At 53.2% G+C, this 17087-nt stretch carries 15 protein-coding genes and 1 pseudogene; 9 read left to right on the top strand and 7 right to left on the bottom strand.

Annotated features, from left to right (window positions below):
- A pseudogene (locus ACTG3Z_RS16845) lies at positions 1-285 on the top strand (radical SAM protein); the annotation flags it as partial.
- 78 nt (positions 286-363) lie between these two features.
- Here the strand turns inward: ACTG3Z_RS16845 and ACTG3Z_RS16840 are convergent.
- Positions 364-1485, bottom strand: a complete 1122-nt coding sequence (locus tag ACTG3Z_RS16840) for an anhydro-N-acetylmuramic acid kinase (protein WP_439144172.1) — start codon at positions 1483-1485, stop codon at positions 364-366.
- 64 nt (positions 1486-1549) lie between these two features.
- Here ACTG3Z_RS16840 and tyrS point away from each other — a divergent pair, with 64 nt between their 5' ends.
- Positions 1550-2803: a tyrosine--tRNA ligase gene (gene tyrS / locus ACTG3Z_RS16835; RefSeq protein WP_439144171.1), complete on the top strand. Its 1254-nt coding sequence runs from the start codon at positions 1550-1552 to the stop codon at positions 2801-2803.
- Between the two features lie 3 nt (positions 2804-2806).
- The gene (locus ACTG3Z_RS16830; RefSeq protein WP_439144170.1) at positions 2807-3649 is read left to right on the top strand and encodes an outer membrane beta-barrel protein; all 843 of its coding nucleotides are present in this window, start codon (positions 2807-2809) and stop codon (positions 3647-3649) included.
- 52 nt (positions 3650-3701) lie between these two features.
- Here the strand turns inward: ACTG3Z_RS16830 and ACTG3Z_RS16825 are convergent, their stop codons facing one another.
- The 3 genes from ACTG3Z_RS16825 to ACTG3Z_RS16815 all read right to left on the bottom strand — a co-directional run bounded on the left by ACTG3Z_RS16825 (position 3702) and on the right by ACTG3Z_RS16815 (position 5801).
- A complete protein-coding gene (locus tag ACTG3Z_RS16825; protein WP_439144169.1) occupies positions 3702-4667 on the bottom strand; it encodes a DUF3179 domain-containing protein in 966 nt (321 codons plus the stop codon).
- Positions 4668-4753: 86 nt separating this feature from the next.
- Entirely contained in the window at positions 4754-5302 is a 549-nt protein-coding gene (locus tag ACTG3Z_RS16820; protein ID WP_439144168.1) for a peptidylprolyl isomerase, read from the bottom strand.
- Positions 5295-5801, bottom strand: a complete 507-nt coding sequence (locus ACTG3Z_RS16815; protein WP_439144167.1) for a peptidylprolyl isomerase — start codon at positions 5799-5801, stop codon at positions 5295-5297. Before ACTG3Z_RS16815 ends, ACTG3Z_RS16820 begins: the two co-directional genes overlap by 8 nt.
- Before the next feature lie 131 nt (positions 5802-5932).
- Between ACTG3Z_RS16815 and ACTG3Z_RS16810 the strand changes: the two genes are divergently transcribed.
- From ACTG3Z_RS16810 to ACTG3Z_RS16800, 3 genes are all read left to right on the top strand, one after another.
- The gene (locus ACTG3Z_RS16810) at positions 5933-7123 is read left to right on the top strand and encodes a phosphoglycerate kinase (RefSeq protein WP_439144166.1); all 1191 of its coding nucleotides are present in this window, start codon (positions 5933-5935) and stop codon (positions 7121-7123) included.
- Between the two features lie 99 nt (positions 7124-7222).
- On the top strand, positions 7223-8815 hold the full coding sequence (locus ACTG3Z_RS16805) for a hypothetical protein (RefSeq protein WP_439144165.1): 1593 nt from the start codon (positions 7223-7225) through the stop codon (positions 8813-8815).
- Between the two features lie 113 nt (positions 8816-8928).
- A complete protein-coding gene (locus tag ACTG3Z_RS16800) occupies positions 8929-9822 on the top strand; it encodes a fructose bisphosphate aldolase (protein WP_439144164.1) in 894 nt (297 codons plus the stop codon).
- A gap of 66 nt (positions 9823-9888) precedes the next feature.
- Here the strand turns inward: ACTG3Z_RS16800 and ACTG3Z_RS16795 are convergent, their stop codons facing one another.
- A complete protein-coding gene (locus ACTG3Z_RS16795; RefSeq protein WP_439144163.1) occupies positions 9889-10914 on the bottom strand; it encodes a LysR family transcriptional regulator in 1026 nt (341 codons plus the stop codon).
- A 133-nt stretch (positions 10915-11047) separates the two neighbouring features.
- Here ACTG3Z_RS16795 and ACTG3Z_RS16790 point away from each other — a divergent pair, with 133 nt between their 5' ends.
- Together ACTG3Z_RS16790 and ACTG3Z_RS16785 are read left to right on the top strand one after the other, a co-directional pair.
- Positions 11048-12019 (top strand): NAD(P)H-dependent flavin oxidoreductase, encoded by a 972-nt coding sequence (locus tag ACTG3Z_RS16790; protein ID WP_439144162.1) that lies wholly within the window; start codon positions 11048-11050, stop codon positions 12017-12019.
- Positions 12020-12034: 15 nt separating this feature from the next.
- Positions 12035-13189, top strand: a complete 1155-nt coding sequence (locus ACTG3Z_RS16785; RefSeq protein ID WP_439144161.1) for an aromatic ring-hydroxylating oxygenase subunit alpha — start codon at positions 12035-12037, stop codon at positions 13187-13189.
- Positions 13190-13704: 515 nt separating this feature from the next.
- On the opposite strand, the gene ACTG3Z_RS16780 is transcribed toward ACTG3Z_RS16785, so the two are convergent.
- On the bottom strand, positions 13705-15027 hold the full coding sequence (locus ACTG3Z_RS16780; RefSeq protein ID WP_439144160.1) for an AlbA family DNA-binding domain-containing protein: 1323 nt from the start codon (positions 15025-15027) through the stop codon (positions 13705-13707).
- A 287-nt stretch (positions 15028-15314) separates the two neighbouring features.
- On the opposite strand from ACTG3Z_RS16780, the gene ACTG3Z_RS16775 reads away from it, so the two are divergent.
- Positions 15315-16529 (top strand): IS256 family transposase, encoded by a 1215-nt coding sequence (locus tag ACTG3Z_RS16775; RefSeq protein WP_439144159.1) that lies wholly within the window; start codon positions 15315-15317, stop codon positions 16527-16529.
- Here the strand turns inward: ACTG3Z_RS16775 and ACTG3Z_RS16770 are convergent.
- Positions 16519-16998, bottom strand: a complete 480-nt coding sequence (locus ACTG3Z_RS16770; protein ID WP_439144158.1) for a metallophosphoesterase — start codon at positions 16996-16998, stop codon at positions 16519-16521. The genes ACTG3Z_RS16775 and ACTG3Z_RS16770 overlap by 11 nt on opposite strands.
- Positions 16999-17087 lie beyond the last annotated feature (89 nt).

Raw genomic sequence — 17087 nt, 5'->3', positions numbered from 1 at the left:
GTCTTGTTCCCAGAAATGGATGAAACAGTGGATGTTCCCGAAATCACCACCGCCTGCTGGGGTATTTTGGACAAATCACCCGATGCTATGATGTGTGCGTCATCGCGTATGGTCGTGAAACGCAAAGGCGCTGACAAACCGGCCGTTTTGGCCTGCACTTTGCTTCCATATTCAGAAGAGTTCGAAATGGGAACAACATTAGAACAAGCAGAAGGATCGGTTCAGCTGAATCATCCGCATTGCGCGAAGTTTTGCGTTTTGGGCGGGGCGAGCTGTTCGGCGTAGGATATTCTTGAGAACTGATGGCGAGGGGCCAGCCCCTCGCGCTCCCCGGGATATTTCTGGAGAGGTGAATTCAGGGAATTATTCTGCATCTTTTTCGGTTGGGTGACTAAGAATGCCACCGCCAACATTAGCACCGACACCTGTTGTACTTGGACAACTTGTGGGAAGACCCCGCGCCACGCGCACTGCGAGATAGGCAAAGGCTTGCGCTTCAAGCATATCACCATCAAGGCCGACCTTCTCCACAGGATCGACAGGGCAATCGAGCGCTTCGCGCAGCATGTGCATCATCACTGGGTTATGACGGCCACCACCACAGACAAGGACACGCTCTGGCGGACTGGGGCAGTGTTGCATCCCTTGCATCACAGCTGCAGCGCTCATCGCGGTCATGGTTGCGGCCGCATCTGCATCAGAGAGTTCGCGCACAAGATCTAGCATGACCGAAAAATCATCACGATCTAAGGACTTGGGCGGAATGCGTGTAAAATAGGTTTCTGCGAGAAACAGCTCAAGCGCGCCTGTTTCCACGCGACCTTGTTTGGCGAGCGCGCCATCCCTGTCATAGCTTTGACCTAGGCGGCTTTGCATCAGATCATTGATCGGCGCATTCGCGGGGCCCGTGTCGAATGCAAGCAAAGCTCCCTGCTCTTGTGGCGCTTTTTTGCTCGGGTCGATCCAAGTGATGTTGCCCACGCCGCCCAGGTTAAGAAACGCCAAAGGCTTTTGCGCATTGATCCATTTAGCACAGGCAAAGTGAAAGAACGGCGCGAGCGGCGCGCCTTCCCCACCAAGCTGCACATCGTTGGACCGAAAATCCCACACCACAGGCGCATTGACTGCTTGCGCAAGCGCGTCGCCATCACCAAGCTGATGCGTGCCGCGCCCACGTGGCTCATGGGCAAGGGTTTGCCCATGAAAACCCACCAGCTCAGGCGTGAATTCTTCCAAGACTTGTGCGTGTGCGGATTGCACCACGTCTAAAGCTGCTTCCAAGCCGTCCCCCGGCCATTTGCCCAAAACGGCACGCAATGTCGCGCGTTCTCTATCCGAATAGGCGCGATATGTGCTCGCACGAAAGCGCGCTATGTGTTCGCCGTCGGTTACCAGCTCGGCCGCATCGACGCCATCGAGAGACGTGCCCGACATTAAACCAACCGCTTTCACCAATCCTGTTTTGAACGATTTGGAGCCTTTCATAGGCTTTTCCTTTGTGCATCTGCCCTGTAAGACCTTTGACCAGAGCAATACGTGGACGCAAGTTATGACATACCATCCCAAATCCGATTTCATTGCAGTGATGATGGAGCGTGGCTTTTTGGCCGATTGCACCGACTATCAAGGCCTTGATGACGCGGCACTCAAAGGTGGTATGCCAGCTTATATCGGGTTTGACGCAACAGCTGAGTCGTTGCACGTCGGCTCGCTTATTCAGATTATGATGCTGCGTTGGTTGCAAAAAACTGGTGGCAAACCCATCACCTTGATGGGCGGCGGCACAACCAAAGTGGGAGATCCTTCTTTTCGCGCGGATGAGCGCCCGCTTTTGACGCCAGAGAAAATTGACGACAACATTGCTGGCATCAAAAAAGTCTTCAGCGCTTATCTTGAGTACGGCGATGGGCCAAGCGATGCGCTTATGATCAACAATGCCGAGTGGCTCGATGGTCTCAACTACCTCGACTTCTTGCGCGATATTGGCAAGCATTTCTCAGTCAACCGCATGCTCGCGTTTGAAAGCGTCAAATCGCGCCTTGATCGCGAGCAATCGCTGAGCTTCCTTGAGTTCAACTACATGATTTTGCAAGCTTATGACTTTCTAGAGCTCAATCGCCGTTATGGTTGCGTACTGCAGATGGGCGGCTCGGATCAGTGGGGCAACATCGTCAACGGTATCGATCTCACGCGACGCGTTTTGGACAATCAGATTTTCGGCCTCACGTCGCCTTTACTGACTACCTCGGACGGCAAAAAGATGGGCAAAAGCGCGGATGGCGCGGTTTGGCTCAATCCTGACATGCGCAGCCCTTATGAATTCTGGCAGTTCTGGCGCAATACCACTGATGCCGACGTTGGCCGTTTCCTGAAACTTTACACAGAAATGCCTGTCGATGAATGCGAGCGGCTTGGCGCATTGGCGGGCTCTGAGATCAACGAAGCGAAAGTTATCCTTGCCAATGAAATCACCAAACTTTGTCACGGCGCACAGGCCGCAAGCACGGCGGAGGCAACGGCGCGCGAAGTCTTCGAAAAGGGCGGCGTTGGCGATGATCTTCCCACGCTGGAAGTGACGCGCGAAGAGCTTGGCGACGGCATGTCGATCGTACAGGCCATTGTGCGTGCAGGACTGGCGAAGTCCGGCAAAGACGCCAAGCGCCTAATTTCTGAGAACGGCGCAAAGATAGATGATGCACCGCTGAATGATGCGGGCCTGATGCTGGATGCCGCGGCATTGGCCTCCCCGATCAAGCTTAGTGCTGGCAAAAAACGCCATGCGCTCATCGTGTTGAAAGGATAAGTCATGATCCGGTTCACCACTGCGCTTTTATTGACCACCAGCCCCCTTGCCGCGCAAGAGTTCTATGGCTCTGCAACCCTGTCTTTCGGCCAAAGCCAAGTCGCAGGTGCGCCCGTCGCTTTGCAAGGTGCATCTGGCACAACACTGACAGGTCGTACTGACCTAAGTTTTGGCAGCCTTGCCGCGAGTGGTCTCTACATTCAGGCAGACCTTGGTTTGGCGCTGACAGATAATGGCAATGCAGCCCCTAACACAGCAAACACCAGTAGCAGTTTAATTTTACGCACGGGCCGTGATGCGGAACGTTTCAGCTACGGGGTGTTCGTTGGGGCCCTTCAATCAGATCATGACAATGATGCCAGTGATGATGCCATGCGTATCCTTGCAGGTGTCGAGGGCAGCTACACAATCAGTGATCGTTGGAGCCTGATGGGCCATCTTGGATATCTGAGTGGCAGTACTGGCAGCGATAGCGTGGCAACTGTCACCAACGGTATTGCGACAGGTCTTGGCCTGCGCTTTGCCGCGACGGATCAGCTACATCTTTCAACATCTATTGGCTATTTGAATGCCAAAATGGATGCGCCAGCCACTGTGGTTGAGCTTTGGACACTCGAAGCGCGCGTCGATTACGACATTCAAGCCGTTCCAGGACTATCACTTTTTGCGGCAGCCCAATACGGCGAGAGCCATCAGAAAGAAATCGTTGGGCTGGATGACATCACCGACACCTCGACAATTATGGCTGGCGTGACCTATCACTTTGGGGCCAAAAAACGCCCCAAAACGACAGATCTTGGGTATCTAGAACCCTTCTTGGCAAACACCGGCGGAATTCTCGAATAGCTTCGTTTTCCAGGGGGCGAAATCCGAACTTGTTCGGATAGCGGCTGGTCCTCTACTGCCCCAGTTTCCACTCCCCGTCTGGCCAAAACGCATGAAACGCAAAGGCAAACATCACATCGTGTGGTAGATCTTTGCCCGCAGCATCACGCACACGCACAGTGCCAACATCACGCCCTTTTGCGATGCTAGATGCATCAAGCGCCGAAGACTGACCTCCTGCCCAAGACAGGGTCACGCCATTTTCGCTCACTTCGCCAAGGCTAGATAGGCGTGTCAAAGGCCATGCACGGTCTCCAACGCGCACGACACGTTCTAACGCAGGAATGCCGTGCGGTGGGTTTTCACCACTATAAAGGAACGGCTTGGTAGAGCTGTCATAACTTACATAAGGGTTGCGACCGTACTGGCGCGCGTAGTCTGGCTCGTCCATCACCAGCCCTTCGGGATTACGCGTTTTGAACTCCGCCCAGCTTTCCATCCATGTGGGCAATTGCGTGAGCTCTGTGCCGAGAAGATCGCCGACAATCGCCTCACCGATTGCTTGCTGCCACCATGTTTCGGTCTCCCGATCATACATGACCATATCCGAATTGCGCAGCTTGCCGGAAACACCGAACGTGAGCGTGCCTTGCTTAACACGGCGATCAAAGGTGATTCCAGAATTGCACAAAGGGCAGAACGTCACCGCGACAGGAACGCCGCCGACCGTATCATTGGCAATCTCGTGCCATGTGAGGTAACGCACAGGATAGGCGCGAATGTCGCCATTTATCTCAACAGTTATGACAGGTTCGGTATCACCGATGCGCGTCTCACTGGACGCTTTGCGAAATTTTGGATTGGTCAACGCGGGAATGCCATCTTTGGGTGGACCGCCTGAAAGGATCTCGACCCAATTCTCAACAGAAGTTTTCTCAAAATTCGTTTTCGGCCATTCATGCTTCCAAAATTCGGGGCTCGCAGAGGCAACACTCACCACAAGCGACAGACCCAAAGCCAAGGCAAAACGTTTCAACATAAAAACACCCTCCAGAGATTTCTCTCCAGAGGGTGCTTCAAATTTCTAACTGAGTATAGCCCAGCACACGTGAATGTGCGCACATATTACTCGGTAACTGTGACAGTTTTCATCATGTCAGGCGTGCCTACAACAGCGCCATTGCCGCCTGTGCCAAGCTTGATGCTATCCACGACATCCATCCCAGCTGTCACGCGGCCAACAACCGTGTACTGACCATTGAGAAACTCACCATCATCAAACATGATGAAAAATTGGCTGTTCGCGGAATTTGGGCTTTGTGAGCGCGCCATTCCAACGATCCCACGCTTGAAGGGTTCAGACGAAAATTCAGCCTGAATATCAGGCATATCAGAACCGCCCATGCCCGCACGGCTGGTGTTGCCGCTGGACTGTCCAAACTGAACGTCACCCGTTTGCGCCATGAAGCCGTCAATCACGCGGTGAAACACCACGCCATTATACGCGCCGCTTTCAGCAATCTTGGTGATCTGCTCTACGTGCTTCGGGGCCAAATCCTCCAGAAGATCGATGGCGACAGTGCCATTGGCCCCCTCACCCGCGATCTCGATCTGAAGGCCCGTCGCAAGCGCAGGGCTCGCGAACAGGCACATGGCAATCGCCAGCTTACGCATCTGCGGCAACCTTCATCGACACCATGCGATCAGGGCTCACAGGCGGCTCGCCACGTGTGATCGCGTCAACCAAATCCATACCAGACGTCACGCGGCCATAGACCGTGTATTGCTTGTTAAGGAAGTGGTTATCAGAGAAGTTGATGAAGAATTGGCTGTTTGCAGAGTCAGGATTCTGCGAGCGCGCCGCACCGATTGTACCACGATCATGTGGGATACCAGAAAATTCCGCAGGAAGATCTGGCATGTCAGAACCGCCAGTGCCAGCCGCGCGAATGTTGAAGTCTTTTTCCATATTGCCGTTGGCCACATCGCCGGTCTGCGCCATGAAACCGTCAATCACGCGGTGGAAACACACGTTGTCATATACACCCGAGCGCGCAAGCTCTTTCATACGCTCACAATGCTTTGGTGCGATGTCTGGCAGCAATTCAATCGTGACGGTACCGCCTTTGAGTTCCAGCAGGATTGTGTTCTCGGGATCTTTAATTTCGGCCATTCGGGCGCTCCTTTGGTATAACTTGGCGCTTTATCTAAGGCGCATTGTACAGATTGCCAAGGCAAGCATTGACGATAGAGGTTCGGAGCGGCAAAGACAGGCTCAAACACATAGGCGTCAGGAGAAACACGATGAGCTGGACAACGTTGGATCAGATGGACCTCAAGGGCAAACGCGTTCTAACGCGCGTCGATATCAACGTGCCGATGGAAAACGGTGTTGTTACTGACGCCACTCGGATCGAGCGCATTGTTCCTACGGTCAAAGATATTCTGGCCGCTGGCGGGATGCCGATCCTGCTGGCGCATTTCGGACGTCCAAAGGGTGAGCGCGTGCCAGAGATGAGCTTGCAGCCTTTGGTCCCCGCACTGGAGGCTGCCTTTGAGTGTGATGTGATGTTTGCAGCGGATTGTATCGGTGTGGGTGCCGCGGCAGCGGCTGGCGCATTACAAGCGGGTCAAGTGTTGTTGCTTGAAAACACACGCTATCATGCGGCCGAACCTGCCAATGATCCCGATTTTGCGGCGGAAATGGCGAAGCTGGGCGATATTTACTGCAACGACGCGTTTTCAGCGGCGCATCGCGCGCACGCAAGCACTGAAGGCCTCGCACATTTGCTACCAGCTTGCGCGGGTCGTTTGATGCAAGCTGAACTCAGCGCATTGGAAGGTGCTTTGAGCAGTCCAGAGCGACCCGTTGTGGCCGTGGTCGGCGGTGCGAAAGTGTCGAGCAAACTGGAATTGCTTAGCAACCTCATTGAAAAAGTCGACTATCTTGTGATCGGTGGCGGGATGGCCAACACCTTCCTTGCGGCGCAAGGCATTGATGTGGGCAAATCGCTTGCTGAACATGACATGACCGATACGGCACGTGAGATCATGGCAAAAGCCAGTGCCGGTGCGTGTGAAATCATACTGCCAAGCGACATTGTTGTTGCGCGTGAATTCAAGGCGGGTGCTGCCAATGAGACTTTGCCAGCAGATGCTTGCCCGTCTGATGCGATGATCCTTGATGCTGGCCCTGCAACGGTCTCGCGTGTTTCATCTGTCTTGGATAGCGCAAAAACGCTTATCTGGAACGGCCCGCTCGGTGCCTTCGAGATTGAGCCGTTTGACATGGCAACCAACGCTGCTGCGGCCTACGCGGCAGATCTGTCCGCAAAAGGCGCACTCATTTCTGTAGCGGGCGGCGGTGACACAGTTGCCGCTTTGAACGAAGCCGGAGCCGCAGAGAAATTCACCTATATTTCTACGGCAGGTGGTGCGTTTCTTGAATGGATGGAGGGCAAGGTCTTGCCGGGCGTCGCGGCGCTAAACAGTTAAGCCAAAACACGGTCGGGTATCCCTGCCCTTGCCGAAATGCGGATTTCGAGTACCCTGAGGGCGCTTTACCAGCCCCACATTTATAAAGGGAATTATTCGATGCCCGCATTACGCACAATTTTTCAAACCACCGCCCTGACCTGCGCACTTACTCTGCCGCTGCACGCACAAGAACAACCCGTTGAAACACCTGTCACAATTTGGGATGCGATTTCCTTCGACAACATCCTCACACTCGTTGTGCAAAGCTTTATCCCAACTCTGCGCGTGCTTGCAGATGTGCGCTATGATCAGATTGATGTGGACAGCGTGCGCAACCGCGTCGCTCTTGTCGGCGTCGATGTGCGCCCCTTTTTGCCCTATGTTGAAGCCGATGCCTGCGCGATTACCGCAGATAGTTTGGTGCTCAGTGGTCAACCGATTGATCGCCAACAAGGCTATGCACTGAACATGGCCCTTGAGGGCGCAGTGCTTGATTTCGACTGTATCCCGATCGAAGCGCGCCCTGTCGTTGGCATGCTCGGCGTTGATAACATCCGCCTTGATCGCATGACGGTAAACGTAAAATATGACTTTGCGTCAGGTGGCGCGATGATCAACTTTGGTGCTGATTTAGACAACCTTGCGGCGCTGAGCGGGTCGGTTGATCTCGACTACATCAGCTACCGCATGGATTTGGACAACGAAGAAGTCATGCCCGCAGCATATCTCAATCATGTGCAACTCACTCTTGAGGATCGCGGACTTTATAGTACTGCGTCGCGCATGGCCCCTCCCGGAATGCTCGATCCTGCCGCATTAGAACAGATCATCCCTGGTGCATTGGCCGACATGTTTGGCGAAATGAACGGCTTTGACGCGCGCGAACTCAGCACAGAACAAGATGCATTCATCAATCAAACGGTCATCGCCGCCAAGGCCTTTGTCGCGAACCCCACGCAGATTGTTGTTGAAAGCAATCCGCCCAGCACGCCAGTACGGCTTGGCGAAGCGGATCTTGAAGATCCCAAGGCGCTGTTTTCTAAACTTACGCCCAGCATCGGAACATTTCCGATGGCCATCACCACAGGCATTCCCGCAGCAGAGCTCAAGCAAGCTATTGATGGGCTTTTGCCAACCGCGCGCAATCTTGATGTTGGGCGTGCGTTGCTAACAGGTGTGGGTGCCCCGCGCAACACGACACTTGGTTTGCGTTTGCTTGACCCACTCGCGAAAGATGGCGACGCGGATGCAACAGCGCTGATGGCCGAAGCAATGCAAACCATTAACCCTGAAAACGCATACCGCCTTGCGCTACACGCGAGTTCTAAGGGCAAGGCGCGCAGTTTGAGCCTGCTTAACGATCTTGAGGACGTGCTGAGCCTCGGACAAATGCTAGAGGTGCAAGATTCCATGCTCGGTGGCGGTGGGCCGGTTGCGTCTGACTTTGCCTCTATCGGGGATATCCGACGTGCTGCGCGTGGTCACTTGCTGGGCACGACTCGCATCCGTTCTTATCGTGCGGCGTACTATTGGGCCTCGGTTGGTGCTGCGACGGGTGATGTTGCTTCGGTTGCGATCCGCGATGAGATTGACACCATTATGCGTTTGCGCGGTGCCAGCGAAGCATGGTCCGAGGTACAAACGAGCTTGGAAAACGGCGTTCTACGAGACTGGGTTGGTCGCGATTTGCCTGCTGAGTTGCAAAAATGAGCGCGTTAAGAGCACGTTAAAAGAAAGCTGGCCACCTGTTAGCGCAACCCTGATTGCGTCAGCGCGGTGGCTCGCTTAAACGCAACTAAATTCAATAAATACAAGGTAATCACATGACTAATCCACAAATGGCTGAGAAAATTCGCGCAGGTAACGGCTTTATCGCTGCATTGGATCAGTCAGGTGGATCAACGCCCAAGTCCTTGCGCCTGTATGGTGTTCAAGACGCGCAATACAGCACTGATGCAGAGATGTTCGATCTGATCCACGGCATGCGTGCGCGTATCGTGTCTTCGCCAGCATTCACAGGTGAACGCGTTATCGGTGCCATTCTGTTTGAAATGACAATGGATCGCGACATCGATGGCAAGCCCTCAGCCAAGGCTCTTTGGGAAGACAATGGCGTGGTACCGTTCCTGAAGATCGACAAAGGATTGGAAGACGTCGCAAACGGTGCGCAGGTTCTTAAACCGATGCCTGTACTTGATGAACTGCTAAAGCGCGCTGTCGACAACGGCATCTTCGGCACAAAAGCACGTTCTGTGATTAGTGCTGCTAATGAGACAGGCATTCGTGACGTTGTGCAACAGCAATTTGAGGTCGGCAATCAAGTGTTGGCGGCTGGCCTTGTGCCGATCATTGAGCCTGAGATCACGATTGATATTGCGGATAAGGCGGAAGCTGAAGCGATCCTACTTACAGAGATCACGAAAGCTTTGGACACCGTGCCAGCAGGCGAGCAAATTATGCTGAAGCTTACGCTGCCAGAAGTTCCTAATACCTACAAATCACTCTGTGATGATCCCCGTGTGATGAAAGTTGTTGCATTGTCAGGTGGTTATGATCGTGCGGAAGCAAACCGTCGGTTGGCGCAAAACACCCATATGATCGCAAGCTTCAGTCGCGCTTTGACAGAAGGATTGTCGTTTACACAGTCGGATGCAGAATTCAATGCAACGCTTGATGCGACGATTGCAGACATTCATGCTGCCTCGGTGGCCGGTTAAACCGTCACAAAACAGCCAGATCGAACACACACAGGGTCAGAGATAAGCATGAGTGGAGCGAACCGGTTAGCGCGCTTTCCCTGTTGATTTGATATGACCAAGCATGGCTTGCACCTTCTCGGAACGGTGCAAGTCCACGTGCGTCACCAGCCAAAGTGGGATGACCCAGGAATTATTTGGCGCAAGAACTCGCTTAAATTCTGGTGATGCCTGCGCCTGATGATCCGCTAGAAAGCCCATGCCAATTCCGCTGGCCACCGCAGCAGAGTTAACGTCGAAATCACGTGACGATAGCGCGATCATCTCTGGGCGCACGTGTTCATCGATCCATGGGCGAAATGGCAAACGACTGTCATTTGAGGGCGGGACAACGAATTGATGACCCGCCAGTTCGCTTTCATCTTTTGGAAGACCAAGACGCTCGATGTAGCTGTCATGTGCATAAAGATTGAAATGAACACGAAAAAAGTTGCTCACCACATAGTCTGGATGATCGGGCTTCGCGCCTGCGCGCAGCGCGATGTGCGCTTCTCCATATTCTAGTCGTGCAAGATCTTCACTTGCATCAATCTGCACCATACAGTTGGGGTTCGATGATCTGAAATCTGCAATAGCGTCGATGAGTAATCCAGTGAACGGTGCGAGGATCGCGAGTTTGATCTCACCAGTGATTGCAGCCTTGGCCCCCGCCACACGCCCTGCAAGATCATCCGTCAGTTCTTTGGTTTTCTGCGCGACCCTAAGCACGTCCTCCCCAAGCTCTGTCAGCGTATAGCCGCGCGCGTGACGAATGAAGATCCGCCCACCCAACTCTGCCTCAAGCACATCAATGTGACGGTTCACAGTCGCGCGGTGAAAGCCAAGCGTGTCAGCAGCAGCACTGACAGTGCCCAATTTCGCGACTTGGTATGCGGTACGCAGTTCCGTCCATTTGTCCATCGTTCTTGTGCTCACTTTATGCGCATTAAATGCGCCGACATGCGTGTAGTGCGCGCCATCAGTACATCTATCAGATGAGCGAAGATTCTCAACGTCACAAATGGCCGTGACCATGTCCGACATGGTCGCGGCTGTAACGGCATTACACCGCATACCAAGTCAATTGTGACAACTGTGAATATGACGAAACGGCACAGGACTGTCGCAGCGTTGTGGAGTTGTAAATTGCCGCCGCAAATGGCAACACTTTGATCAAATTTAACACATTCGGATAGAGACAACGCAAATGAGCAGCAAAATAGAAACCTTAAAATCAAACATGCTTTTGCCTGCGATCGCAGCACCGATGTTTTTGGTTTCAAACCCAGCGACTGTGATTGCGGCCTGCAAGTCTGGCGTAATGGGGTCCTTTCCGGGACCGAATGCGCGGACAACTGCAGATTTGCGCGATTGGCTCAGCGAAATCACAAGTGCTGTCGATGAAAACGATGCGCCTTGGGCGATGAACATGATCACTCACAACAGTTATGGCCGCTTTGACGAGGAGTTGGCGCTGGTCGAAGAGTTTCAACCAGATTTGGTCATTACCGCGCTAGGTGGCCCACACCGCGTGACCGAACAAGTACATGCATATGGCGGCATGGTCTTTGCCGATGTCACATCCCCGAAATTTGCGAAAAAGGCGTTGGAAAAAGGCGCTGATGGATTGGTCCTTGTTTGTACTGGGGCTGGCGGACACACGGGGCATTACGCGATGCTGCCATTCGTCGAGGAAGTGCGCAGCTTCTTTGATGGGCCATTGATTGTCGGCGGCGGTATTGGGACAGGCCGCGCCATTCGCGCGGTTGAAAATCTTGGTGTGGATTTCGCCTATTTGGGCACGCGTTTTCTGGCCGCGCAAGAAACGATGATCCCGCAGGCCTACCGTGAGATGGTATGGCAGAGCACGATGGAAGATCTGATTGCGTCAAAAGCGATCACCGGTGCGCTCGGCAATTGGATGCGCGCCAGTGTCGAGGCCGCAGGCATATCACTCGACGACATGAACACGGCTGCTACATTGGACTTTTCTGGTGACATGCATGAGGGGTCCAAAGCTTGGAAACATGTTTGGAGCGCGGGCCAAGGCGTTGGCGGTGTGACGAAGGCGGAAACAATCGCTCAAATCGTGGCGCAGCTCGCGGACGAATACGATCACGCAGTCGCGCAGCAAAGCCAAGGCAGCCGTTTTGGTAACGCCGCTAAAGCAAATACTTAAGACGAGGTTTACAACATGAGCATCAGCCCAGAAGAAACCCAAATCATCAAATCCATTTTGCAACACTGCGAAGATGGCACAACTGATATGCAGCCAGAGCTGATGCGCAACCCGGTCACCACCTATACCGACCCTGAGATCAACGCGCGCGAGATTGAAACGCTGTTTCGTAAGTTCCCGATTATTATGGGGCATTCAAAGCAATTGCCTGATGCAAGCTCTTACATCACCAACGACGAGCTTGGCGTGCCACTTTTGATCACGCGCAATAAAGACGGCCAAGTCAAAGCTTTTATGAACGTGTGTCGCCACCGCGGCGCGCGTCTCACAGATAGCCCATGTGGCCATGCCAAGACCCTCTCCTGTCCTTATCACAAATGGACCTACGATCTGGACGGAAACCTTCGCGGCCTGCCCCACGCCGCTGGATTTGGCGACATCAACAAACAAGAGCTTGGGCTGGTCGAGTTGCCAGCATTCGAGCGCTTTGGTCTGATATGGGTTCGTCCATCCGTCAGTGATGAACCACTCGATCTGGATGCCTGGATTGCTCCGATGAGCGAGCAATTTCAATCACTTGACCTTGAGGATCACGTGGTTTATCGCGAGTGGTCGCTAGATCGTAAAATGAACTGGCATCTGGCGCTTGAAGGATTTCAAGAAAGCTATCATTTCTGCGGTGCGCATGAACATACAGCCTGTGCAGGCTATCTCGACAATCAGTCTATCTGGCTCGACAAATATCCCCACGTGCGTCACGCGGTCCCGCTTCCCAAAGTCGTGGATCTGAAGGATCAAGACCCTGACAACTGGGACTATCGCGGCAATTTCCTAACGCAAAACTACGTGTTTCCATGCAATTACATCCAAGTGATGACGGACCATGTCTATATTCACACAATTATTCCAACGGGCGTAGATAGTTGCATCTTCAAATGCATCATGCTGATCCCCGAGGCGCCAAAAACCGAAAAAGCAGAAAAATATTGGCAGAAAAACTACGATGTCATCCGCACGGTTTTCAATGAAGACTTTGAAATTGGGGAGAGCATCCAAAAGGGATTGAATGCAGGGGCGAATAACGAGTTTCTGTTCGGGCGGTATGAGATCGGCTTGCAACTCGGCACCAAAGCCATCCACGACGCGCTTGAAGGCCGTCTGACGACCTGACCCTCGTGTCTTAGGTTTTTAGCACTTATCGCTAAAAAGGTAGGCCGCAAATTGCAGCTTTGACGGTGCACGGTATGCAAAATGATTGCCCTATCGCGCATTTTGATACGCGGTAGATAGGTTTTTAAGTTATTGCGATGATTAAACGCGGTAATTTTCTATCTGTTGAAAAATGGCGGAGGGAGCCAACCTGGCCGCTAACTCTCTCCCGTGTCAGAGGCAGCCATTAAGAAAAACCGCGAATCTCTGCGTAGCATCATTTGGCTGTCAGCCACACGTCCAACAACGGACCGACATAGTCTGATCCAAGCATATGTCCCCGCCCAGGGACCACGTGCACTTTAATCCCGACGGCTTTGCAAGATTCAACAAGGGCTTGCGGTCCATTTCGTCTACCTTTGAGAGGTCAGCCTTCGATGCATTGCGCGGGCAGAGGATTTCCTTCAGGGGAAAGCCTTTATCACTGTAAATTGTCTGCCCACTGATGACCAATGGCACAAATCCGCTCCTTTGCCTCAGAAGTTGTTCCTTATGTAATCCAACAGGTCTTTCCCTGTGAGCTGTTCAGTCGCCGGCGATGTCCTGACATAGAAAGCATCGTCAGGCTTTAGGAAGCATGGTTCCGATGCCTTTTCGACATCAATAACAACGATACGCTTTCCTTCTACCTCGTGGAGCCCTGTCACTAGATTGCCGAGAATGCCTTTTCCGATGCGTGTAACGATCAGGTCTTTCAGATACAGCAAGAACTTATCGGTCGATCGATTGTGAAACGCATCAAGTTCCGCATCGATGCCGCCGATGCTCGTATCATCGCGAACTCCGATAAACAGCTTCCCACCCTTCGCGTTGAGGAAGCCAACAATTGTTTTCAGAACCGCCAGTTCAATCTTTGCTTCCTTGGCTTTGGTGTAAGCTTTATCAAAGGCCGCACGGCGGACATCAAGCGATAGACTTTCCTTGAACTCGATATCGGCGCTTTCACCTTTTCTGATGAGTTCGAAGACAGGGTTTCGCGTGAGGTCGATGAAGGCAAGTGCAATGGCAGCCTCGCCAATGGTAGACTGATACATCGAGCGATGATCCTCGCGATCTATATCCGCCTGAATTCCATGGCGAAGATTGCTGCTCGACATAACCGAAGTTGCGTATTGCGACTTCGAAATGCAACCTGTGATGAGCGCAAGGGACGCCAGGAAATGTCGGTGTCCGTTCATCGAAAGAAGTCCGTGCAGTGCGGAACACTCTTCCGAACTAGAGTGGCTCAGAACGGCCGCTAATCCAGCGAAGAACTTGGTCTCACCGATCGAGGCTCGAGTGTAGAATTTGTTGCCCGCTATGTCTGGCTCAAGGTGGTCATACAGATCGGGATCTTCCGCCTCCTCGGGCATCATCATAGCATATGTTTCATTATACACCGTAGTCGCTATCATTCGGGCGACATTAGCTTCCGTGCCGAAAATGCGCTCGAGCCAGCTGTAGATCGGAGAACTTGCAGCGATTTGGTCCACCCTTTCTGGTCCTGCATTCTCTACGAATGTCAGGTCGCTGAAGAGTAAGTCTGCCAAGTTTTCAGTAAAGATCGTTCGCCAATCCGCGATCAGGTGGTCAGAGAACAGCGCGTATTGGCTGAAAACTATCGGTTCAAGCGATCCATTCTCAGCGATGGAAATTTCTCCAAAAGATTGAAACTCCTCAATCATGGCGACAAGGAAGTTCTGGTTCTTGTGGGATATCTTGTGCTCGCCGGTTGCGGACATGAGGACACGGTCATCGAGCATTACGGTCCAAATGTTCCCGTCCTGCTTCACTTCGAAGTCGAAAGCTTTATTATACATTTGACCGCTGCCGTTTCTCTTCAGGGTTGTGTCTCAAAAGCGGCAGAAATTTTCCGGCAGCGATCTCCGAGCGGTTTGATTTAGGCCTGATCAGGCGACGAGGTCAAGTTTCATCGGTTCAATTGGCTGCGCGAGGGTTTGCCATCCATCTACCTTGCGCATGGTGATCTGGCCGGAGGCGAGCAGAGCCCAGAGGAGCACTACCGCTTCCTGCTTTTTGAGAGTGTCCGATCTTCTGTGTATGAGTAATTTGGCCCATGCTTCACCAACGAAGGAGCATGACGACAATGACGATTTCCAAGGAACTGTTAGACGAGCTGCTTAACGGCGTTAAGAACGCGGATGATTTGCTGGGCGATCAGGGCTTGATGAAGGAGCTCAAGGTTCGCCTGATGGAGCGGATGTTGGGCGCGGAACTGACCGAACATCTCGGCTATGAATCGGACACCCAACCCGCGAGCCAGCAGAGTAACCGTCGCAATGGCACGTCGCGCAAGACGCTGAAGGGCAATGATGGGCCGCCGCCGATTGATGTCCCCCGCGACCGTGAGGGCAGATTTGAGCCTGAGTTGATCAAGAAGGGACAGACCCGCATTGACGGCATGGATGACAAGATCATTGGCCTCTATGCAGCCGGATTATCGACCCGCGACATCCGGGCCCACCTTGAGGAGGTCTACGGCCTGAAGGTGTCAGCCGATCTTATCAGCCGTGTCACGGATGCCGTTCTGGAGGAGGTGTCGGACTGGCAAAACCGCGCCTTGGAACCGATGTATCCGATCGTTTTTCTTGATGCGCTTCGGGTCAAAATCCTCGACGCCGAAAGCCGTCAGGTCAAAAACAAGGCCGTTTATGTGGCCCTGGGGGTCACTCCTGAGGGCGAACGTGAGGTTCTGGGGCTATGGGTTGCCAACAACGAAGGGGCCAAATTCTGGCTCTCTGTGATGAACAACCTGCGCAATCGCGAAGTTGAGGACATCCTCATCGCTGTGGTTGACGGCCTCAAGGGCTTCCCTGACGCCATCAATGCAGCCTTCCCTGATACGACCGTCCAGACCTGCATCGTGCACCTTGTGCGCCATTCCCTGAACTTCTGTGGTTGGAAAGACCGCAAGAATGTCGCCAAAGATCTGAAGCGGGTTTATCAGGCCACGGATGATGTCGAGGCCGAGAAGGCACTGGCTGATTTCGAGGCGGAATGGGGCCAGAAATACCCCTCAATCGCCCCAAGCTGGCGGCGCGCATGGCAGGAGGTCATACCGTTCTTCGCCTTCCCGCCAGCGGTGCGCAAAATCATCTACACTACCAACGCCATCGAAAGCCTAAACCGCGTCATCCGCAAAACTACCAAAACACGCGGCAGCTTTCCGACAGATGACGCCGCGACAAAGCTGATTTACTTAGCGATACGCAGCTTCGAGAAGACTGGCAGGGCCGTCAGAGAATGGGTTGCCGCACGGAACCAGTTCGCTGTCCTATACCCAGAACGGTTCAACATATGACCCGTTTCAACTGCATGGGCTGAGCCTCATACACAGAGTTTCGGATACTCCCGCAAGCGTGAACCAGCCTGAGCCCGTCCAGCTCTGCCCATAAAGGCAGCGCTTCTAAGAACCAATCTGTCCACTCGACCGCCTTCGCTGTGCCGACCCCAAACTCATCGATAAAACTCTGATGCTGCTTTTGGTTCTTTGGACTATGTTGACGCATCGGGGCGCCGTTCTTGCCTTTCGCATGGTACAAAATGGCGTTGAGCTCGTGGTTGCCCATCATGCCCACCGCCTTCCCATCTGAAATGAGAGTTCTTGCGAGCTCCAGCACCTGGAAATCAGCAGGCTTTTCTACAGTTTGGCCTGCATCGATAAAATCACCGAGGAAGGCAACATGGCCACTGGATGAAGCAATCTGCAGAGACCGCTGCAAGCGTTCGAAATCTGCGTGTATGTCGGGAATGACGGTATGACGCGTCATGTCGGCTCCCCAGGTTTGAGCTCGTGGAGGATCAATTCATCAACTGGGAGGTCGACGACACATTGCATGCCATCCTCACCATCTATTGA

Origin of the sequence: Planktotalea sp. (assembly GCF_965659345.1) — a bacterium.
GTDB lineage: Bacteria > Pseudomonadota > Alphaproteobacteria > Rhodobacterales > Rhodobacteraceae > Planktotalea.
This window is presented reverse-complemented; position numbering and strand designations above follow the sequence as displayed.